The organism is Actinoplanes sp. CA-252034 (genome assembly GCF_050956125.1).
Lineage (GTDB): Bacteria > Actinomycetota > Actinomycetes > Mycobacteriales > Micromonosporaceae > Actinoplanes.
Genome location: NZ_CP191846.1, coordinates 5345628 through 5366587, shown reverse-complemented (window position 1 = coordinate 5366587; position 20960 = coordinate 5345628). Strand labels below are relative to the sequence as shown.

At 72.1% G+C, this 20960-nt stretch carries 15 protein-coding genes; 11 read left to right on the top strand and 4 right to left on the bottom strand.

Annotated elements, in window-relative coordinates:
* Nucleotides 1-9 precede the first annotated feature (9 nt).
* Genes ACQPZW_RS24580 through ACQPZW_RS24565 form a run of 4 tightly spaced genes read left to right on the top strand, consistent with a single transcriptional unit; the run spans nt 10 to nt 7818 of the window.
* The gene (locus tag ACQPZW_RS24580; protein ID WP_433797303.1) at nt 10-1701 is read left to right on the top strand and encodes a phosphatase PAP2 family protein; all 1692 of its coding nucleotides are present in this window, start codon (nt 10-12) and stop codon (nt 1699-1701) included.
* Nucleotides 1698-2810: a Gfo/Idh/MocA family protein gene (locus tag ACQPZW_RS24575; RefSeq protein WP_433797302.1), complete on the top strand. Its 1113-nt coding sequence runs from the start codon at nt 1698-1700 to the stop codon at nt 2808-2810. Before ACQPZW_RS24580 ends, ACQPZW_RS24575 begins: the two co-directional genes overlap by 4 nt.
* Nucleotides 2810-7201: a glycoside hydrolase family 38 C-terminal domain-containing protein gene (locus ACQPZW_RS24570; protein WP_433797301.1), complete on the top strand. Its 4392-nt coding sequence runs from the start codon at nt 2810-2812 to the stop codon at nt 7199-7201. The genes ACQPZW_RS24575 and ACQPZW_RS24570 overlap by 1 nt, the downstream gene beginning before the upstream one ends.
* An 8-nt stretch (nt 7202-7209) precedes the next feature.
* Complete coding sequence (locus ACQPZW_RS24565; RefSeq protein ID WP_433797300.1) at nt 7210-7818, top strand: GNAT family N-acetyltransferase; 609 nt, start codon at nt 7210-7212, stop codon at nt 7816-7818.
* On the opposite strand, the gene ACQPZW_RS24560 is transcribed toward ACQPZW_RS24565, so the two are convergent.
* On the bottom strand, nt 7791-8873 hold the full coding sequence (locus tag ACQPZW_RS24560) for an alpha/beta hydrolase family protein (RefSeq protein ID WP_433797298.1): 1083 nt from the start codon (nt 8871-8873) through the stop codon (nt 7791-7793). The genes ACQPZW_RS24565 and ACQPZW_RS24560 overlap by 28 nt on opposite strands.
* 181 nt (nt 8874-9054) lie before the next feature.
* Here ACQPZW_RS24560 and ACQPZW_RS24555 point away from each other — a divergent pair, with 181 nt between their 5' ends.
* The 6 genes from ACQPZW_RS24555 (at nt 9055) to ACQPZW_RS24530 (ending at nt 15546) form a co-directional block, all read left to right on the top strand.
* Entirely contained in the window at nt 9055-9771 is a 717-nt protein-coding gene (locus ACQPZW_RS24555; protein WP_433797297.1) for a hypothetical protein, read from the top strand.
* A 195-nt stretch (nt 9772-9966) separates the two neighbouring features.
* Nucleotides 9967-11316 carry a glycosyl hydrolase family 18 protein gene (locus ACQPZW_RS24550; RefSeq protein WP_433797296.1) on the top strand — a complete coding sequence of 450 codons (1350 nt, stop codon included), beginning with the start codon at nt 9967-9969 and terminating at the stop codon, nt 11314-11316.
* 60 nt (nt 11317-11376) lie between these two features.
* Nucleotides 11377-12609, top strand: a complete 1233-nt coding sequence (locus tag ACQPZW_RS24545) for a PQQ-dependent sugar dehydrogenase (protein WP_433797295.1) — start codon at nt 11377-11379, stop codon at nt 12607-12609.
* Nucleotides 12558-12740: a hypothetical protein gene (locus tag ACQPZW_RS24540; RefSeq protein WP_433797294.1), complete on the top strand. Its 183-nt coding sequence runs from the start codon at nt 12558-12560 to the stop codon at nt 12738-12740. The genes ACQPZW_RS24545 and ACQPZW_RS24540 overlap by 52 nt, the downstream gene beginning before the upstream one ends.
* A gap of 232 nt (nt 12741-12972) precedes the next feature.
* On the top strand, nt 12973-15159 hold the full coding sequence (locus ACQPZW_RS24535; protein WP_433797293.1) for an MFS transporter: 2187 nt from the start codon (nt 12973-12975) through the stop codon (nt 15157-15159).
* A gap of 9 nt (nt 15160-15168) precedes the next feature.
* A complete protein-coding gene (locus ACQPZW_RS24530) occupies nt 15169-15546 on the top strand; it encodes a TIGR03618 family F420-dependent PPOX class oxidoreductase (protein ID WP_433797292.1) in 378 nt (125 codons plus the stop codon).
* A 107-nt stretch (nt 15547-15653) separates the two neighbouring features.
* On the opposite strand, the gene ACQPZW_RS24525 is transcribed toward ACQPZW_RS24530, so the two are convergent.
* The 3 genes from ACQPZW_RS24525 to ACQPZW_RS24515 all read right to left on the bottom strand — a co-directional run bounded on the left by ACQPZW_RS24525 (nt 15654) and on the right by ACQPZW_RS24515 (nt 19395).
* Entirely contained in the window at nt 15654-17030 is a 1377-nt protein-coding gene (locus ACQPZW_RS24525; RefSeq protein ID WP_433797291.1) for a S28 family serine protease, read from the bottom strand.
* 24 nt (nt 17031-17054) lie between these two features.
* A complete protein-coding gene (locus ACQPZW_RS24520; RefSeq protein WP_433797290.1) occupies nt 17055-18173 on the bottom strand; it encodes a hypothetical protein in 1119 nt (372 codons plus the stop codon).
* Between the two features lie 190 nt (nt 18174-18363).
* Complete coding sequence (locus ACQPZW_RS24515; RefSeq protein ID WP_433797289.1) at nt 18364-19395, bottom strand: LacI family DNA-binding transcriptional regulator; 1032 nt, start codon at nt 19393-19395, stop codon at nt 18364-18366.
* 167 nt (nt 19396-19562) lie between these two features.
* Here ACQPZW_RS24515 and ACQPZW_RS24510 point away from each other — a divergent pair, with 167 nt between their 5' ends.
* Complete coding sequence (locus tag ACQPZW_RS24510; RefSeq protein ID WP_433797288.1) at nt 19563-20957, top strand: DUF1996 domain-containing protein; 1395 nt, start codon at nt 19563-19565, stop codon at nt 20955-20957.
* Nucleotides 20958-20960: the final 3 nt, after the last annotated feature.

Below are 20960 nucleotides of genomic sequence, written 5' to 3'. Positions count from 1 at the left end.
GGAACACAGATGACCACTCTGACCCGCCGCACCCTGCTCGCGGCGACCACCGCCGGCCTGGCCGCCCCACTGCTGAGCCGCGCCGGCCTGGCGGCCGAGATCAAGGCCTTCGTCGACGACTACAAGACGAACCTCACCACCAACCTGACCGTCGACACCAACGCCGCCGTCCGGATCCTCTCCGGCGTCCAGTCCTACTGGCAGACCGGCACGGCCTGGAACAACGGCGCCGTCCTCGACGCCACGGTGCTGCGCGCCAACATCCGCTTCTGCGAGAAGCGCACCGCCGAGCGCACCGACGCCGAGGCCGCCTGGTCGTTCATCGTCGACCGCCGCCACCAGAGCTACGCCGTCACCGACGGACTCGGCCCGTGGGCAGCCGCCTACCGCACCACGGCCCTGGCCGTCACCGGCATCACCGAGGCCCCGGCCGGCACCCCGGCCACCACGATCAGCGACGCCGTGCCCGCGGGCGCCCCCGCCGGATCGACGCTCGGCGCCGGCTCGCCGACCTCGCTGCTGGGCCAGATCGTCACCCTGGTCAACACGGTCCGCGGCAACTGGTCCTCCAGCAACCCGAGCAAGTTCGCCGTCCAGTACCCGCGCCCCTGGCGGCTGACCACCGACAGCACGGTCGTCGACACCGGCGCCCTCGACGCCTTCGGCTTCCCCGTCTACCACTCGAAGGTCGTGGTCGCGCCCCAGCTGCTGCGGCAGCGCGGCCTCGTCCAGGCCGACGACGGCGGCTTCCCGAGTGGCCACACCAACGCCCTGCACCTGGCCGCGCTCGCCTTCGCCTACGCCTTCCCGGAGCGTTTCCAAGAGCTGCTGACCTGCGCCTTCGACCTGGCCGACACCCGCATCACGGCGGGCATGCACTCGCCGCTCGACGTGGTCAGCGGCCGCATCCTGGCCACCGCGCTGACCGCCGCGATCCTCAACGACCCGGCCAACGCCGAGCTCAAGGTGGCTGCCCGGGCCCAGGCGGCCGCCTTCCTGGCGTCCGCAGCGAAGACCGACCTCGATGGGTACGCCGACCGCGCCGCCAACCGCAGGCTGATCCTCCCGAAGCTCACCTACATCCTCCCGCGCACCGGCCCCGACAAGCCCCTGACCGTCCCGAAGGGCGCCGAGGTGCTGCTGGAGACCCGTCAGCCGTACCTGACCGCCGACCAGCGCCGCGCCGTGCTGCGCAGCACCGCCCTGCCCGCCGGATACGCCCTGCTCGACGGCCCCGAACAGTGGGGACGCCTCGACCTGTTCAAAGCGGCCGACGGCTACGGCACGTTCGAGAACGACGTCGACGTGACCCTCGACGGCCGGTCCGACAGCTGGCGCAACGACATCACCGGCCGTGGCGGCCTGACGCTGCGCGGCACCGGCACACTGACCCTGACCGGCACCAACCGCTTCCGGGGCGGCCTGCGCGTCCTCGGCGGCACCCTCGCCGCGACCGGCACCCACGCCCTGGGCGGCGGCGACGTCGAGATCCGCGGCGCCACCCTGCGCACAGTCCCGGGCGCCTGCCTGGACGGCACGGTCACGATCGGCCCCGGCAGCACCCTGGACGTCACCGCCCGCGGCCTCGCCCTCTCGGCCAAGCGCGTCACCGGCCGTTTCGCCACGGTCACCGTCGACGGCCGTCCGGCCGAGGCCGTTTACACCCGCACCGGCGTCTCGGTCCGGGTCACGAAGTCATGACCCCGCCACGCGTCGTCCTCGTCGGCGCGCACGGACACGGGCGCGGCCACCTCGACCAGCTCTCGGCCCTGCACGCGGAAGGCAGGATCGAGCTGGCCGGGGTGGCCGACCCGCGCCCGCCCTGCCCCGAGCAGCGGGCCGCGGCCGCCGACGCGCCCTGGCGGCGCGACGCGGCGAGCCTGGTCGCGGCGATCCGCCCCGACCTGGCCGTCATCGTCACGCCCGTGCACACCCACGTCGAGCTGGCCGAGGCCGCCATGCGCGCGGGCGCCCACCTGCTGCTGGAGAAGCCGCCCGCGCCGAGCCTGGCCGGCCTCGACCACCTGCTGGCCGTGCAGGCCGAGACCGGCCGCACCGTCCAGGTCGGCTTCCAGGCGTTCGGGTCCGGCGCCGTCACCGAGCTGCGCCGGAGCATCGACGCCGGTGACCTCGGCGAGGTCGAGGCGATCAGCGCGACCGGCCTGTGGTGGCGGGGCGAGGCCTACTGGAACCGGGCCGGCTGGGCCGGGCGCCGCTTCCTCGACGGGCACGACGTCAACGACGGGGCGCTCACCAACCCGTTCGCGCACGCCGTCGCGCTCGCTCTCACGCTCGACGGCTCCGGCGGCGACCAGTCGGTACGCGGCGTCGACCTGGACACCTACCGCACCCGCCCGGCCGAGGCGCACGACACCGCGAGCGCCCGCATCCACACCGCCCGCGGCACCCGGGTCACCGTCGCCGTCACCCTCTGCGCCGAAGCCGAGGAGGACCCGTTCGTCGTCGTGCACGGCAGCCGCGGAACCGCCACCCTGCACTACACGCGGGACCGCCTCGTGACGCCGGCCGGCGACACCCTGCACCCGCGCACCGACCTGCTCGGCAACCTCCTCGACCACCTCGCCGACCCGGCCGTCGACCTGCTCGTGCCGCTCGCCGCCACCCGCGCGTTCACCGAGGTCGCCGAAGCCGTCCGGCAGAGCCCGCCACCCACCCCGGTCACCGAGGACCGGCTCGCCGACCTCACCGCCCTCACCCGCGAGGCCGCCGCCACCGGCCGCCTCTACCGCGAGCTCGGCGCGACCTGGGCGACCGCGCCCGCCTGGACCTGGACACCGGAGGCATCCTGATGCGGATCACCGCGATCGAGGGCACCGATCTCTTCCACGGCCCGGCCGCGGCGCCCCGGCAGGTCGTCCGGGTCACCGTCGCCGCCACCGAGGCGACCAACCCCTTCCGGGTACGGGTGGAGGGCGCCTCCGTGCGTACCCCCGAAGCAGCCGTCACCACCGGACTGGCCGCCGGCGAGCAACGCACCGTCGAGGTCGGTGTGCTCGTCTCCGCCCCGGCGGCCGAAGGCACGCCCCTGCAGGTCACCGCGATCGCCGACACCGACGCGGGCCCGGTGACCCGCGACGGCGAGCTCCGGGTCGCCGCGACCGGCTGGACCATGTGGATGGTGTCGCACTTCCACTACGACCCGGTGTGGTGGAACACGCAGCGCGGCTTCACCGAGGTGTGGCAGCAGTTGCCCGACGTGCCGAAGGTCGACAAGCTCCGGCCGGCGTTCGTACGGACCGCCTTCGACCTGGTCCGGGCCCACATCGACGCGGCCCGTCTCGACGACGACTACCGTTTCGTGCTCGCCGAGATCGACTACCTGAAGCCGTACTGGGACGTGTTCCCCGAGGACCGCAACGACCTGCGGCGCATGCTGCGTGAAGGACGGGTCGAGCTGGTCGGCGGCATGTACAACGAGCCGAACACCAACCTCACCCACCCCGAGTCGACGATCCGCAACACCGCGTTCGGCGTCGAATACCAGCGCGACGTCCTCGACGGGGATCCGAAGACCGCATGGATGCTCGACGTGTTCGGCCACGACCCGGCGTTCCCGGGACTGATGGCCGACGCCGGGCTGACCTCCAGCTCGTGGGCGCGCGGGCCGTTCCACCACATCGGCCCGCGGCGGCACACCGGTGACATCGCCCGGATGCAGTTCCCCAGCGAGTTCGAGTGGATCTCCCCGAGCGGGCGGGGACTCGTCACCGCCTACATGGCCAACCACTACGTCGCCGGGTGGGACGTCGAGCGCAAGGAGACCCTCGAGGAAGCCCTCACCGAGGCCTACCACCAGTACCGGACGCTGCGGCAGGTCGCCGCCACCCCCAACGTGATGCTCCCGGTCGGCCACGACCACAACATCCCGTCCCGCTGGTGCACCGAGATCCACCGCGAATGGGCGAAACGGTACGTGTGGCCGCGCTTCACGATGGGCCTGCCCCGCGACTTCTTCGCCGCCGTCCGCGCCGCCTCGCCCCAGCTGTCGCCGCAGACCCGCGACATGAACCCGGTCTACACCGGCAAGGACGTCTCCTACATCGACACCAAACAGGCGCAGCGGGCCATCGAGACGATCGTCCTCGACGCCGAGCGCCTCGGCACCCTCGCCGCGCTCCTCGGCACCGGCTATCCGCGGGCGCAGGTCGACAAGGCGTGGCGGCTGCTCGCGTACGGCGCCCACCACGACGCCGTCACCGGGACCGAATCCGATCAGGTCTACCTCGACCTGCTCGCCGGCTGGCGGGAGGCCTTCGAGCTGGCCGCGGCCGCCCGGCGGTCGGCGGTGGCCGGGCTGGCCTCGCACGCCGACACGCGCGGCTCCGGCCAGGCCGTGCTGGTCACCAACCCGCTGTCGTGGGCGCGTGGCGGTGTCGTGCGGTTCGAGGTCACGTTCCCGGCGCCGGGCCCGGCCGCGCTGACCGTTCTCGACGACGAGGGCTCGGCGGTGCCGGCGGTCGCCTCGGCGCTGACCCGGCATCCGGACGGCTCCATCGCCGCCGCGTCGCTGGCGGCGGTCGCCTGCGACGTCCCCGCCCTCGGCTACCAGGTGTGGCACATCCAGCCCTCACCCGAACCGGCTTCCGCATCGGTTCCTTCCGCGCCGGCCTCTTCTGCGCCGGACTCCTTCGCGGCGGACTCCTTCGCGGCGGACTCCTTCGCGCCGGACTCCTTCGCGCCGGCGCATTCCGCGCCGGTTCCTTCCGCGGGTTCGGTCCTATCCGCGGCGGCGGCCCCGGTCACCGTCTGGCGGGCGGCGACAGGCGAGCCCGTCATCCGCAACGACCACTTCGAGGTACGCGCGGACGCGACCCGTGGCGGCGCCCTGACCAGCATCGTCGACCGCCGGACCGGCCGGGAGCTGCTGCGATCCGGTGGTCTCGGCGGCGAGCTGGTCGTGCAGGAGGAGTATCCGGACCACCCGTACTGGGGTGAGGGCCCGTGGCACCTGCTCCCCAAGGGCCCGGGCCGTGGTCTCGACGGACAGCCCGCCACGGTCCGCATCGAACACAGCCCCGCCGGCAGTCGCCTGATCAGCGAGACCGCCGTCGACGACCTGCGGATCACCCGGGAGGTCACCCTGTGGGCCGGCGGCGACCGCATCGACTTCCACACCCATGTCGACGGCTCGATCGGCCAGGACCGCCTGCTCCGTGTGCGATTCGACCTCGACCTGCCGGGCACGCTACCGGTGTCGGAGGTGGGGTTCGCCGCCATCGGCCGCTCCTTCGGATTCCCCGACCTCGACGCCGCCGAGAGCCTGTGGACCCTCGACAATCCGGCCCACACCTGGGCCGCCCTGTCCACCACCGCCCGCATCCGCTTCACCAGGTGCCACGCCGCGCCGTCCAGCACCGCGGCGACTTCCGGCGCCGCCGCGTCTTGGGATACCGCCGCTCCTTCCGAGGCCGACACGACCTCGGACACCAACGCGACCTCGGACACCACCGCGACCTTCGGCGCCGCCGCGATCGGGGTCGCTTTCGGGGTCGCCGAGGTCATCAGTGAGCGGGATTCGCGGGAGTTGATGGTCGCGCTGGTCCGGCAAGGTGTCACGGCGACCGCGGGCCGCCCGGACGGCCCCCGCTACGGGGCGCTCGACGCCGACTCGAACCTGCCGGACCTCCGCATCGTCATCGGCGACAACGCCTTCACCGCCGCGGTCCTCGCCTCGGCCGGCCCGTCCTACGCGGAGATCCTGTCCACCACCGGCCGGGTCTATGTGCCCGCCGCCCGTTCGCTCGACGAGACCTGGGTGCCCGACGCCGACCTGCGGGGCCCCCGCGACCTGCCGGTCCTGATCGTCGCCGAGGGCGGCCTGCCGGACCTGATCGCCGACCTCGACGACGCCGAGATCACCGTCGACCAGTCGCCGGCCGGCGGGTTCACCGACCATTCGGTGGCTCTGATCAACCACGGCACCCCCGGGTTCGTCGCCGCCCGTGACGGCTCCCTGTACCTGTCACTGATGCGCGCCTGTACCGGCTGGCCCAGTGGCGTCTGGATCGACGGCCCACGCCGTACCGTCCCGGACGGCTCCGGTTTCGCCTTGCAGCACTGGACCCACACGTTCCGTTACAGCCTCGCCGCCGGTCCCGGTGACTGGCGCGCGGCTGGTTTCGTCCGGTCCGGGCAGGAGTCCAACCACCCGCTGATCGCCGTGCCGGTGCCGTCCACGCCCGGCGACCTGCCGCCGCGGCTGTCCCTGGGCTCGGTCGAGCCCGCGAACGCCGTGCTCACCGCCCTCAAACCGGACGGCGACCAGCTGACCGTCCGGATCTACGAGTCGAGCGGCACCCGGACGCAGGCCCGGATCCGCCTGCACGGCGGCCTGCACGATCCCGCTCTGGCCGACGTCCTCGGCGAGCCGACGGCCCCGGCACGCTCCGACGGCGACGGCGACGGCGACCGCGACGGCGGCCGCGACGTGACCGTGGACCTGGCACCGGCTGACGTCGTGACCGTCGCCGCCCTGCCCGCGACGCCGTTCCCGGCCACCGAGCGGGCCATCGAGCCGGTCCAGCCGGTGTTCACTCGCTACTGGCTGCACAACAAGGGCCCGGCGCCGCTGAACGACCTGCCCGTGACCGTCCACGTGTCCGCCACGCCCGGAACGGCGCGGATCACCGTCTCCACCAGCACGATCGCCGCCGCCGGATCGGTCGAGGTGGAGCTTCCGCCCGGCGTCACCGTCAGCCCCGCCGGCCCGTACACCTACGACCTGCCCGCCGACGGCCACCGGCACTTCGACCTGACCGTGACCGGGCGGGGGCGGATCGCCGCCCGTATCCGTGACCCGCACGGCCAGCTTCTCGAGGACGTCTCCGACATCGTCGCCGCCGGCCCGGACGCCGACCTGTCGCCGTCGGAGCTGACGCTGACGCCCGGCTCCACCGCGGTCCTGTCGCTGCGCCTGCACAACCCGACCGATGCCCCGCTGCGCGGCGAGGCCCAACTGCTGTCCCCGTACGGAACGTGGGGCGACACCGCCGACGACCTGGACGTCCAGCCCTGGATCCGCGGCTACGACCTGCCGGCCGGCGCCACCACGACCCTCACGTTCACGGTGAGCGCCGCCCCGGGCTCACGTCCCGGCGCCCAGTGGTGGGCGCTGGCCCGGATCACCGCCCTCGGCCACGTCGGGTACACCGCCGCCGTACCCCTGAAGGTCGGTGATTGAATGCGCCCATGTCGATCACGAGTGCCCGGTTCGTCTGGCCGATCGGGGACGATGTCGTCCTGATCCCTCGCACACCGGCGATCGCCGGGCCGTACCACGAGCTCGTGGCCGCCAACCACGACCGGCTCGCCGCCTGGTCGCCCGGCATCGCGGAGGCGACGCCCGAGGGCACCCGCGCCGCCCTGGAACGCTCCGGGACCGCCTGGGTCGCCGGTACCCGCCTGCCGCTGGCCGTCGGCGTCCGCGCCGAAGGCGGTCACCGTCTGGTCGGCGCGGTGAGCCTGGCCGTCGACGCCGCCGCGGCAAGCGCCGAGGCCGGGTTCTGGATCGCCGCCGAAGCCGAGGGCCGGGGGATCGCCGGCCGGGCCCTGAGCGCCGTGCTCGGCTACGCCTTCGGTGACCTCGGGCTGCACCGGGTGGAGATGCGGACCCTGACCACCAACGACCGCAGCCGCCGCCTGGCGGAGCGTCTCGGATTCACCCTCGAAGGCGTCCTGCGTGGGGCCGCCCGGTTCCCGGACGGCCCCCGCGACGTGGCGCTGTACGCCCTGCTCGCCCCGCCGGCGGCGATTCCCGGCCGGCCCAGCTCTCAGGAGTGGACGGCGACCTCGGGGTAGCGCGGTGACGGCCGGTCCAGGAGTCCGCCGCCGCGGTGCCGCAGATGCCTGTCGAAGAACGCCCGCACGTAGGCCCGCTGGATGGCCACCGACCGGTTGGCGTCGATCGTGCCGACCACCGGCTCGACCTGCTCCGGCGGCAGTCCGAGTTGCGGGACCAGCGACTGGTAGTCGGTGAACGACAGGTGGGCCGACCCGTCGATCTCCAGCTGGTAGCGAGGCCCGCGCAGCCGGTCCCACACCTTCGTCCAGGTCTCGTCCTGCTCGCCGTGGGTGTCCGACCCGAACAGCAGGAACGGCCGCTCCAGGTCGGTCGTCAGGATCGGGCCGACGAAGCTGCCGTCGAGGTCGATCCCGGCTCGCACCCGCCGGTCGGCGAGCATGACGTTCGCCGCCGTGGTCCCGCCCATCGACGCGCCGAACATGCCGACCCGGGACAGGTCCATGGTGCGCGCCAACGGCATCCGGCCCAGTTGGTCGAGCACGAACCGGGTGTCCCGCACCCGGACGTCGACCACCTTCTCCAGCAGCTTCTCCTCGTCCTCGGGGGAGGCGGGCGGCTCGATCGCACCGGCCGCGATCCGGCCGTCCGGGAACTCCACGAGGCTCGCGTCGTGGGTGTGGTCGATCGTGACGACCACGTAGCCGTGGCTGACCAGCTCCTCGACCAGCACCGTGCCGCTGGTGCGCTCCATCCCGAAGCCGGGGGAGTAGAGGACCACCGGATGCCGGCCCGCGGTCGGCGGCGCCCCGACGTAACCGTGCGTGACCGGCAGCGTGTAGCCGCTGTCGGGTGGATTGATCCGGGCGGCGACAGCGGGCGACACCCAGTCGGCGCGCCGGTGGCCGCGGACGGTGCGGGCCGGGTACCAGATCGACACCATCAGCTCACGGCTCCTCTCCGAGGCGACCCACGGGTCCGGGCGGGACCGGTCGATCAGATGGGCGGTGACCGTCCCGATGCGGTCCGGCCCGGTCGGCGGCGGCAGGGAGAGCCGGGTGACGGTCGACACCGGAGTGGCGGCGAGGACCAGCGAGAGCAGTGCTTTCATCATGTGCCGAGTCTTCGGTCCGGCGGTCGTCCACAGTAGTCGCCGGAATCACGGGTTCCCGGTGTGTTCCTCACGGTCCGGAGGTGAGGAACGCACCTGCTCCGCGACGGCTGGCGGAGACCGGCCGTGATCCGGCCGTTCGGCCCTCTTGGACGGGTTGCCCGGCCGCCTCAGAATCATGGTCGTGAGAGCCGAGATCCCGCCCCTGGCCGACCGCCTGCGCCTGATCGCGTGGTGCTCGGCACCCGGACTGGCGGCTGCCGTCGGCAGTTTCCGTGCCTGGCCGCTCCGATGGGTCTGCCTCGGCATCGTCGTCGGCGTCTTCCTCGTGGCGGTGGCACGCCAAAGACCGGGCAGGCCCGCCGGGAAGCCCGCCGAGAAGGGGCCACTGCGGGACGCGCTCGGCTTCCTGCTGTTCCTGGCGTCGATCGTGTTCGCGTTCGTGGCCCTCAACGTCGCCCGCCCGGGCGTTCTCGGTCTGGTCGGCCGGCCCGACGTGGCGTACATCGGCGCCCGGGACGCCGAGAAGGTGCCCACCCGCAGCAGCCGGGAGAAGATCGAGTACTGCTACCACCTGCTGCGGGCCGACGGCTCCGAGATGACCGGCCGGGTCTGCCGCGACGACCGTTCCTACGACCGTGGCGAGGCCGTCGAGGTGATGATCGAGCCGACCGGCCTCATCGCCCCCGAGACACGGGCCGAGGTCGTCGAGTCCGCCTGGATCGCCAACATCGGCGTCGGCGCGTTCGCCGTCATCTGCGTCGCCGCCCTCCTCGGCGGCGGGCCCGCCGCCCCGGAACGTTCCCTGATACCGCCCGGCCGCTACCCCGTCTGGCGGCCCGGGCCGCGACCGCTCGAACGTCGTCCCCGCCGCCGTCCGCGCCGGAACCGGCGGCGCTGATCCCTGAGCGCCGTCACGGTCCCGCCGCCGGTGGCGTCGATCCGCGCGTCCTTCCCCTTCCCGCCTGGGCCGACCCCGGGCCATCCGCGCCCGTACGGCTGCGCATCATCTTGTTCCGGAACCTCCCGTTCTTATTGACGTTTGTAAGTTAACTTTCCTAACCTTTCCTGACCCGGACAGAAGGGTCCAATCCCCATGAAGATCAGGAAAGTCCTCGCAGCGGCGCTCACCCTCGCCACCTCGGCGATCGCGCTCGCCGCGGCCCAGCCCTCGCAGGCCGCGGTGCTGCCCAACGGCTTCAAGAGCGTCGGCTACATGCCGTCCTGGGCGGGCAGTGTCACCGCCGTCCAGTACTCGAAGCTCACCCACATCAACTACTCGTTCGCGCTGCCCAACGCCAACGGCACCCTCCAGCCGATCGACAACACCGCCAAGCTCCAGCAGCTCGTCGCCCTCGGCCACCAGAACAACGTGAAGGTCTCCCTGGCCGTCGGCGGATGGAACGACGGCAACGACTCCGCCTTCGAGAGCCTGGCCGCCAACGCCGGCACCCGCACCACGTTCGTCAACGCGCTGATGTCGGTGGTGCGCCAGTACAACCTGGACGGCATCGACATCGACTGGGAGTATCCCGACCCGGGCGCCTCCGGCAACAACTACACCGCCCTGATGGGGCAGCTCAGCACCGCCCTGCACAACGAGGGCAAGCTCCTGACGGCGGCCGTCGTCAGCGAGGGCGGGACGGCGAACGGCGTACAGCCGGCGGTCTTCGGGTATGTCGACTGGCTGAACATCATGGCCTACGACGGCGGCAGCCCGCACGCCAACTACGACTGGTCGATCGCCGCGGCGAACTTCTGGAAGAACCGGGGGCTGCCCAAGGCCAAGACGGTGCTCGGCGTGCCCTTCTACAGCCGGCCGGGCTATCTCACGTACGCCCAGCTCGTCGCCCTCGACCCGGCCAACGCCAACCGGGACTGCACCACGGCGAACGGCGCGCAGGAGTGCTACAACGGCCTGCCCACGATCCGCCGCAAGACCCAGTGGGCCCTCGCCAACGCGGGAGGGATCATGAACTGGGAGCTGAGCCAGGACGCCACGGGGGCGAATTCACTGGTCAGCGCGATCTACGAGACGGTGATGGGCGGCAGCGGGCCGGTCGGCCGGACCGGGCGGATCACCGGCCTCGGCGGCAAGTGCGTCGACATCAACGCGGCGAGCAGCGCCAACGGTACGGCCGTCCAGCTCTACGACTGCAACGGCTCCGGCGCGCAGTCCTGGACGATCGGCACCGACGGCACGATCCGCGGCCTGGGCAAGTGCCTGGACGTGAACGCGGCCGGCACCGCCAACGGGTCGCTCGTGCAGATCTACGACTGCAACGGCACCGGCGCCCAGCAGTGGCAGTCCTCATCGGACGGCACGCTGCGCAACCCGGCCAGCGGCCGCTGCCTGGACGTGCAGAACAACAGCTCCGCCAACGGCGCGCGCCTGCAGATCTGGGACTGCTTCGCCGGCGCCAACCAGAGGTGGACCCTGCCCTGACGGGTGGTACCCGGCATGCTGATTTGCGGATCGGCATGCCGGGTGGGTAGAGATGCCCGGATGAGGACGATCGCGCACGGTGTGATGACGGCGAGCCTGGTGCTCGCGCTGGCGGGGTGCACCGCCATGGAGGAGGCCCCGGGGCCCGAACGATCCACGGTGCCCGCCACCGGGGCGGCACGGGTGCCCGAGCTGACCGCCTCCGCGGTGCGCACGCTCGACGGCACCGGGGCGGCGCCGTTCGACTCCGAGCGCACGGTCCAGGCCCCGCCCGGATGGACGGTGACGGTGTGGGCGCGGATCGACAGCGCCCGCCTGCTGGCCTGGACCCCGGACCGGCAGCTGCTGGTGTCCCGGCCGAAGTTCGGTGACGTGATCGCGCTGACCCCCGGCGCGGACGGCAGCGCGCCCGCCCAGCGGACCCTGCTCAGCGGACTGAACCAGCCACACGGGCTCGCCTTCGCCGGGGACACCCTCTACGTGGCCGAGAGTGATCAGATCAACTCGTACGCCTACCGCAACGGCCAGGTGACCGGGCGCAAGATCGTGGTCGACGGGCTGCCCGACGACAAGAGCCCGGACTTGCGGGGCGCCTACTCGCACGCGCTCAAGAGCGTGGCCATCGGCAAGGACGGCAGCATCTACGTGTCGGTCGGCTCGACCGGCAACATCTCGGTCCAGGACCGTGACGCCACCCCGCAGCGGGCCACCATCCTGCGGGCCCCGGCCGGCGGCGGCACCCCGACGGTGTACGCGCGGGGCGTCCGCAACGGCACCGGCCTGGCCGTCGACCCGGACGGCGCGGTGTGGACGGCGGTCAACCACCGCGACAACATCCAGTACCCGCACGAGCGCGACTACGACGGCGACGGGACCAAGGACAACGGCGACGTGATCCAGGCGTACGTCAACGACCACCCGATGGAGCAGCTGGCCCGGCTCACCGAGGGCCGGGAGCTGGGCTGGCCGTACTGCAACTCGGAGGCCGACGTGAATCCGGGCGCCCCGGACTCGCCGCTGAGCTACTCGGGGCGGCCGTTCGTGCTCGACCTGGAGACCAACGTGGACGGCTCGAAGCTCGACTGCGCGAAGCTGCCGCCGGTGGAGCAGGGGATGGGCGCGCACTCGGCGCCGCTGGGCCTGAGCTTCGTGACCGGGCCGGGCCTGGCCGGGGGTACGGCGCCGGCGCGCTCGTCGGCGTCCACGGCTCGTGGAACCGCAACCCGCCGCGCGCCCCGGAGGTGTCGTTCTTCGCCTGGCGCGACGGCACGCTCGGCCCGCAGCAGACTCTGATCACCGGGTTCCAGGGCGCCGGCGGGTCCCGCTGGGGCCGTCCGGTGATGGCGGTCCAGGGACCGGACGGTGCGCTTTACGTCAGCGACGACTACGCCGGCGCGGTCTATCGGGTCACCGCCCCGGCGTAAACCTCGGCACGTGCGTGCCATTCGGGAGAAATGGCGACCGGAAATGACATGTCGTATTGGCGTACACCAATGGGTGATTGACTGTCGTGGGGGTGGACAGCTCTGACGGACCCGATCTACAGTGTGGCCATCCTCTGTGGACGCTGATCAGGGCCCGTTTATCGATGCGAGTTCCCGTATTCTCGTGAGTGGCGATGATGCAGCCAGCCTTGCATTCAACAGGTTGGATTACATGCAATCCCTGGACCATTCCCTCGGGCGGGGCGCCCCGGTGGCGCCGGAGCCCGATGACGCCACTCTGCTGCGCGAGCTGGCCCGCCCCGACCCGGGCGGGCCGGTCGTCCGGACGTACGTCTGCGTGCCTTTCGGGGGTGGCGCCGCCACCGCCTATCAGGACGTGGCCGACGCCCTGCCGCCCGGCCATCGCCTCCTGTCGTTCGACCGGCCGGCCCGCGAGCGCGGCATCGACGCGCTCGCGGGCCGGGCCGCCGCGGAGATCCTGGACCGGGTGGACGGCCCGCTCGTCCTCTACGGCCACGGTGGTGTCGGGTCGGCGCTGGTCCTGGAACTGGCCTACCGGCTGACCGCGGCCGGGCGCCCGATCGAGGCCGTCTACCTGGGCGCGGTGTTCCCGGTGACCCGTCCGGCGAGCCGGCTGATCGGCGGCGTGTCGGCGCGGCTGCGGCGGCTGCGCTCCGATCAGGCGTACGCGAACCGCCTCGCCGGCATGGGCATGGAGCTCAGCGGCCACGAGCCGGAGCAGGCACTGCGGCTGGTACGCAGCCTGCGCGACGACACCGAGCGGGCCGAGGAGCACCACACCCGGCTGCTGGGACGTCCGGCCGGGCGGCTGCCCGTACCGATCATCACGATCGTCGGCGCCGACGACCCGACCACCGGCTACCACGCGGAGCGTTTCCGGGAGTGGCACCCGCTCACCGACACGTCCGCGCTGGTGGTCCTGGACGGCGCCGGCCACTACTTCCTCGGGTCCCGGGCGAAGCAGGTGGCCCGGGTGATCACCACCGTGGACGCGGCGCTGCACACCGGAGCCGCCGCGGTGGGCGACGGCTGGCGGCTGGCCGGGGTGTCGCGCAGCCCGGAACGCGACCAGCGCGGCGGGCCGCGGCCCAGCATGCGGCGATTCGCCACGGTCGCGGTCAGCCAGCTCGTGTCACTCACCGGCGCCCAGATCGCCGACTTCGCCGTCCCGCTCTGGATCTACAGCCTGACCGGGTCATTGACCCGGTTCGGCTTGCTCACGCTCCTGGCGATCGTGCCCGGGCTGGTGGTCGCGCCGCTCGCGGGAGCGATCATCGACCGGACCGACCGGCGGCGGGTGATGCTCGCCGGGGACTGCGCGGCCGGCCTGGTCGCCGCCGCGATGGCCGTCTCGTACGCGACCGGCGGCCTGCTCGACTGGCCGCTCTACCCCCTGCTGGCGCTGCTGTCGATGGCGCTGACCTTCCAGCGGCTGGCCTACCTTTCGGCGGTGCCGCAGCTGGTGCCCAAACAGTTCCTCGGGCACGCCAACGGCCTGGTCCAGACCTCCGAGGGGGCGGCACGCCTGATCGCCCCGCTGGCCGGCGCCGCCCTGCTGGCCGCGTTCGGCATGGAGTGGATCCTGCTGCTCGAGGTCGCGACGGTCGCCGTGTCGATCGCCGTGGTGCTGGCCGTCCGCTTCCCGCGGGCGATGACCCACCAGCGTGGTGAGCCACTGCTGACCGAGATCGCTGCCGGGTTCCGCTACTCGGTGGGCAACCGCAGCTTCCGTGCCATGCTCGGCCTGTTCGCGGTCGTCAACCTCTTCATGTCACCGCTGATCCTGCTGGTCCAGCCACTGTCGCTCAGTTTCGCCCCGCTCACCACGGCCGGATGGATCTCGTTCGCCGGAGGGCTCGGGGTGGCGGCCGGCGGGCTAACGCTGACCGTCTGGGGCGGGCCACGACGCCGGCGGATGCGGGCCGTCCTGCTGTTCATCCTGCTGTTCGCGGTCTTCGCCGTGCTCACCGGGTGGCGCGCGTCGCCGTACCCGGTCGCCGTCGGGGTGTTCGGGATCCTCTTCTCACTGTCGGCCACCAACGGCATCTACATGACGATGATCCAGGTCAAGGTGCCGCAGCGGTTCCACGGCCGGGTGCTGGCGGCCAACCAGATGATCGCCTGGTCGTCGATGCCGGTCGCGTTCCTGCTCGTCGCGCCGGGCGCCACCCACCTGCTGAACCCGCTGCTCGAACCCGGCGGCCTGCTCGCGCCGACGGTCGGCGCCGTGATCGGGGCCGGCCCGGGTCGCGGCATCGGCCTCACCTACATCCTGTGCGGGCTGGCCATCGCCACGGTGGCCGGGCTGGCGATGCGCTACCGGCCACTGGCGCGCTTCGACGAGGAGATCCCCGACGCCACCGCCGACATCCCGTAGCGTAGCCGCATGACCACTGTGGATCACACCGCACTGCCCGAGGACGTCACGAGCCTGCTGTCGAGCACCGCGAATGCCGTGGTCGGCATCAACCGCTCGGGCCGGCCGCCGCAGCTGAGCGTGGTGTGGTTCCTCTGGGACGGCGAGACCTTCCGGTTCAGCACCACCCGTGGCCGGGCAAAGTACGCCAACCTGCGCCGCGACCCGAACATCTCGCTGCTGATCGACGACCCGGTGCGCGGCGTCTACCTCGCCGCCTACGGCACCGCCGAGATCGTCGAGGAGGGTCATGCCGAGCTGGCCCAGCCGATCCTCGACAAATACCTTCCGCCGGAGCAGGCCCGCACTCCCGAGTGGACGCCGGACCGGGTCAGGACCGGATGCTGACCGGGCACTGAGCCGCAGCGCTGGGATGCGTCGCCTCGCGCCGGGCGGGGCCGCCGCGGTGGCCCCGCCGAGGCCGCCGGCGAGGGCGGCCCCGGCGGGGCGGGTGATCAGCGGATCCGGCGGCGGTCGCCGAGGCCGTCGTCCAGCGGCAGGTCCGCGGCGAGCGGCCGGGCGAGGGTGGCCGGGACGCCGGCCCAGCGGCGCAGCGTGGCGGTGGCGGCGGCCGAGTCGGCCGGGCTGAGGCGGGCGATGTTCGCGCCGTGGTTGGCGCCCGGCGCGACGTACAGTGCCGAGTCACGCCGGCTCGGGGCGAACCGCTCGGCGCCCCACGGGTCGTTCTCGCCGTAGACGAACAGCATCCGCTCCGACTGCGTCCGCACCCACAGGTCCACGTCGATCATCGGGAGCGGGTTGTGCGGGCGGCGCAGCTCCTTCGGCAGCGAGGCGTTCGCCGTGTACAGGTTCGGGTGGTTGCGCAGGCCACGCAGGTGCTCGAACCTCAGGCTCGGCCAGCCCAGCTGCGACGCGGCCTGGAAATAGTACGGCCAGTAGTACTCGAGCGCCTGGTCGGTGTAGAAGCTCCAGCCCGCGACCGTGTCGATCCACGTCCAGATCTCGTCGTCGGAGGCCGTCGCCGCCGGCACGTCCGCGCAGTCGGCGGCCAGACTGTACTGCCAGAACGCCCACACCGAGTCCAGCACGGTCATCTCGAACGAGCGGTCCGCGGTGCCGATCGTGCGCTCGAACGTCCAGCCGGCCTCGGCCGCTGCGGCCTCCAACCGCGGGACGAGACGGTCGCGGCGCAGCAGCGCCTGCCGCTGGACCTCGTCGAGGCTCCTCCGGCAGTCGGCGGTGCCCACGGTGTCGAAGAAGCGGTCGTACGCGCTGTCGGCCGGGTTGATCACGTCGTTCGGCGCCACGTAGGCCACCACGCCGTCGACGTCCCCCGGGTAGAACCGTCGGTGGTAGACGCTCGTCATACCGCCCTTGCTGCCGCCGGTCTGGATCCACTTCCCGTCGTAGACCGTCTTGAAAGCCCCGACGATCCGGTGCTCGTCGGTGGCCTCCTGCCAGATGGTCAGGTCGGACCAGTCGGCGTCGGCCGGGCGGGACGGGGTGAAGAACCGGTGCTCGACCGAGAGCTGATTGGCGTTCAGCAGCGCGGCCGGCTCGGTCTGCGAGGGGCGCGGGCTCGCGGCGAGGCCGTAGCCGTTGGTGAACAGCACCACCGGGCCGGCTTCCGACCGGTGCAGCAGGGTCAGGCGCTGCTCATAGGAGCCACGGCCGGGGTGGCGGTGGTCGGCAGGCTGGCGGTAGGTCATGACGAAGAACCGGTAGCCGGTCCCCTGGGTCTGGGAGATGACGGTAAGCCCCGGTATGGCCGTCAGCTGGTCGAGCAGAGGGTCATCGGCGGCGCGGGCGGCGGTGGCCGGGGATAGGACCACGAGCAGAGAGGCCAGTACGGCCATCAGGCGAAGTCTCACGCCGGACACCATATCGACTCGCGGCTATCGGTGTCCCTGTTCGGGTAGGGGACGTTCCTCGATGCCCGAGCCGTCGGCCCAGCGGTGGAACACACGATGCCGTGGCGCGTACGACCAGCCTCCGGAACTGCTGAACGTGCTGCCGAAGTCACCGTGTGACGGCGGGCTCGCGAGGTCGATGTCAGGAAGATGGGCCACGACCTCACCCCGCAGCGAGAGCACGTGGGCGCCGTTGCCGTCGGTCAGCGCGACCAGGCGACCCGACGCGGAGTCGTAGTGCAGCTCGCCCTTGACCTCGCCGTGCTCGTTGCGGGCGAACACGTCGCAGTCCACCAGTTCGCGGGGCTCCAGCCACCGATCCGCACGGTCGGCCGAGGTCGGGTCCGTGATCTGGAAGAAGGCCAGTTGACGGTAGTCGCCGTCGGTGTCGTCGTCTTCCTCGTCCAGCGCCAGCACGAACGTGCGGTCATCGACGAAGGTGCAGGGCCGGTCCCAGTTGTATCCGAAGGCCGTCGAGACCGAGACGCCGGTCGGCTCGAACCCGGTCAGGAACGCCTCGGTCGAGAAGACCCGCACCACGTCCACCGGAGACCACACCCAGCCGTTGCTCAGGAAGTGACGTGAGTCGGGCGAGACGTGCAGCAGCGAGTGGAAGTAGTCGACGTAGTTCTTCTGCTCGGTGTCGCTGACGAGCACTTCGCGCTCGGTCAGGTTGGCGCCGGTCGCGGCGTCGAAGACGTCCAGCCGGTTCCACCCGGTCTGGGCGATCAGCAGCGTGCGTCCGTCCCGTTCGAGGAAGCCGACGGAGTAACTGGACACGTCCGAGTGGTAGTCGGCACGGCTGAGCTCACGGACCGTCCGGTCAACCGTGTTGATCAGCGCCGCGTTGGTGCCGAACCGCTCGGTCACGCACACCCAGGGCCCATGCACGTACAACCGGACCTCGAGGTGCCTGCCTTCCAGGCGCCCGTCGCCGGTGCCGTGCCCGGTCTCGCGGATGTTCGGCACCTCGGCTATCGATGCGGCCCGCGTGCTGCCGGTGGCCACGCGCAGTAGCCGGCCGTCCGCGAACACGAAGTAGGAGTGCGGCGTCACGTCGTCGGCGGCGGCCGCGCGCACGTGCCGGCCGGAAAGATCTGTCACCACCGCGACATTGCACCAGAGCCCCGACCGCGGCACCACAGAGATTCCGGAGGGTGCGGAGATCACGGGTGGCACGGAGTTGCGGGTGGTGCGGGGATCGCGGGTAGTGCGGGGATCGCGGTGGGGGTGGCGATCTCGGGCGGTGCGGGGGATCGCGGCGGGAGTGGCGGGTCTCGGGCGGCGCCAGGCGTCAGGCGGTCCGGCGCTCGACCAGGGTGGGCTCGTAGATCACCGAGGTCACGCGGGTCTCCGGGTCGTCGAGGCGGGACAGGAGCATGCGGGCGGCCTCGGCGGCCATGTCCTCGAGGGGGTGGCGGACCGTGGTGAGGGCCGGGCGGGCGGACAGCGCGGCGCTGCTGTCGTCGAAGCCGATCACGGCGACGTCGCCGGGGATGCTGCGGCCCGCGTCCTGCAGGACCAGCAGGGCGCCGACGGCCATCAGGTCGTTGGCCACGAACACCGCGTCCAGCTCGGGATGAGCGGCCAGCAGCGCGCGCATCGACCGCTCGCCGCTGTCCTGGGTGAAGTTTCCGGTCTCCTGGGGGATCCACGCGTGCCCGTGCCGGGCCATCGCGCGGCGGAAACCGGAGATCCGGTCGACGCTGGCGGGCACGGCCGGCGGGCCGGAGATCATCACCGGGCGGCGGCGGCCCAGGGCGGCGAGGCGGTCGGCGGCGAGGGCGGCGCCGCCCTCGTTGTCGAGGTCGACGTAGCTGATCGGGACCGGGTCGGCGGGGCGGCCGATCAGCACGGCGGGGATCCCGGACTCGGCGAGCAGGCCGGGCAGCGGGTCGCGGGCCGGGAGTGACAGGACCACGGCGCCGTCGGCCTGCCCGTTGCGCAGGTCACCCACCAGGCCCTTGTGGCCGTCGGCGCCGACCATCTGCAGTGCCAGCTGCACACCGTGCGGGCGCAGCACGCTCATCAGGCCACCGACGACGCGCCCGAAATAGGGGTCGGAGAAGAACCGGGACATGAACGGGTCGTCGTCGTGGGTCTCGCTGTCGGAGACGACCAGGGCCACGGTGCCGGTGCGCCGGGTGACCAGCGACCGGGCCATCCGGTTGGGCACGTAACCGGTCTGGTCGACGGCGGCCCACACCTGCTGGTGCAACTGTGGGTCGACGTTGCGGATGCCGTTGACGACACGGGAGACGGTGGCCCGGGAGACTCCGGCCACGCGCGCCACGTCCTCGAGGGTGGGCAGCCGCTGGCTCTGCATGCCCGCAGTTATAGCACGGGGAGAGCGGTTTCCGACGCTCCCGTCACAGGTCCGAAACACCGGGTTCCGGAACCGGAAATCATTGACGTTCGGGACACCGGAGCACACGATGGGAAAACGCTCTCCAAGCGCGTTCCCCCGTCCTCGCACAGACTTGGAGATCAACCGTGCGAAAACGCATCCTGGCGCCCATCGGCGCCACCCTGCTGACCGCCGCGCTGCTGGTGGTGGCCGGCAACCAGTCCGCCCAGGCCGCGGACACCCTGCTCTCCCAGGGCAAACCCGCCCTGGCCTCGTCGCTGGAGAACGGCGAGTCACCGGCCATCGCGGCCTTCGACGGCCGTGCCGACACCCGCTGGGGCAGCCAGTGGGCCGACCCGCAGTGGCTGCGCGTCGACCTCGGCGCCACGGCCACGATCACGCAGGTCGTCCTGCAATGGGAGACGGCGTACGCCAAGGCCTTCCAGATCCAGACCTCGCCGGACGGCAACGCCTGGACGTCGGTCTACAGCACGACCACCGCGGCCGGCGGCACCCAGACCCTGAACGTCAACGGCACCGGCCGGTACGTGCGGATGTACGGCACCCAGCGCGGCACCACCTACGGCTACTCGCTGTACGAGTTCAAGGTCTACGGCACGTCCACGGCCACACCGCCGCCGACCGACGGCCCCGGCTACGTCTACGCGAACCCGCCGGTCACCGGGGTGGTCCCGTCCACCGAGATCCCCCCGGCGACCAACCCGCCGGTCACGCACCGTGAGTTCCAGGCGAACTGCTCGGTGAGCCGGACCAACCTGAACGACGACCCGATCGTCTTCCCCGGCCTGCCCGGCGCCTCGCACTCGCACACGTTCATGGGCAACCGGACGACGAACGCCAACTCGACACTGTCCAGCCTGCAGGCGGGCGGCACCTCGTGCATCACGCCGGGCGACAAGACCGGCTACTGGATGCCGACGCTGCTCAACGGCACCACCGCGGTGCAGCCGGACGGCCCGCAGGTCATCTACTACAAGAGCGGTGTGATCGACTACCGCAGCGTGCGCCCGTTCCCGCCGGGTCTGCGCTACGTGGTCGGCAGCCCGACCGCCACCCAGGACGAGTTCCGTAACGCCCCGGGCGCGGTCGAGGGCTTCGAGTGCGGCAACAGCTCGTTCAACTGGGACATCCCGGCGAACTGCCCGGCCGGCACCCAGCTGAACGCCCGCTACCAGGCGCCGAGCTGCTGGAACGGCATCCACCTGGACTCGCCGGACCACAAGAGCCACATGGCGTACCCGGTCAACGGCGTCTGCCCGACGTCGCACCCGGTGGCCGTCCCGATGATCGAGTTCAAGATGGCGTGGCCGGTCAGCGGGAACATGTCGCAGGTCCGGTTCTCCAGCGGCCGCGGGTTCTCGTTCCACTACGACGTCTACAACGTCTGGGACCCGGCGACGCTGGCCGCCCTGGTGCGCCACTGCATCAACGGTGGCCTGCAGTGCAACCCGCGCGGCTTCGACCTGTACAAGCCGGAGCGCGGCGCGGCGTTGAACGAGAACTACGAGCTGCCCCGATAACAG

Bases quoted from the DNA above. Each gene is read 5' to 3' on its own strand.
- ACQPZW_RS24580 (WP_433797303.1), top strand. From the start codon at position 10: ATGACCACTCTGACCCGCCGCACCCTGCTCGCGGCGACCACCGCCGGC.
- ACQPZW_RS24575 (WP_433797302.1), top strand. From the start codon at position 1,698: ATGACCCCGCCACGCGTCGTCCTCGTCGGCGCGCACGGACACGGGCGC.
- ACQPZW_RS24570 (WP_433797301.1), top strand. From the start codon at position 2,810: ATGCGGATCACCGCGATCGAGGGCACCGATCTCTTCCACGGCCCGGCC.
- ACQPZW_RS24565 (WP_433797300.1), top strand. From the start codon at position 7,210: ATGTCGATCACGAGTGCCCGGTTCGTCTGGCCGATCGGGGACGATGTC.
- ACQPZW_RS24560 (WP_433797298.1), bottom strand. From the start codon at position 8,873: ATGATGAAAGCACTGCTCTCGCTGGTCCTCGCCGCCACTCCGGTGTCG.
- ACQPZW_RS24550 (WP_433797296.1), top strand. From the start codon at position 9,967: ATGAAGATCAGGAAAGTCCTCGCAGCGGCGCTCACCCTCGCCACCTCG.
- ACQPZW_RS24545 (WP_433797295.1), top strand. From the start codon at position 11,377: ATGAGGACGATCGCGCACGGTGTGATGACGGCGAGCCTGGTGCTCGCG.
- ACQPZW_RS24535 (WP_433797293.1), top strand. From the start codon at position 12,973: ATGCAATCCCTGGACCATTCCCTCGGGCGGGGCGCCCCGGTGGCGCCG.
- ACQPZW_RS24530 (WP_433797292.1), top strand. From the start codon at position 15,169: ATGACCACTGTGGATCACACCGCACTGCCCGAGGACGTCACGAGCCTG.
- ACQPZW_RS24515 (WP_433797289.1), bottom strand. From the start codon at position 19,395: ATGCAGAGCCAGCGGCTGCCCACCCTCGAGGACGTGGCGCGCGTGGCC.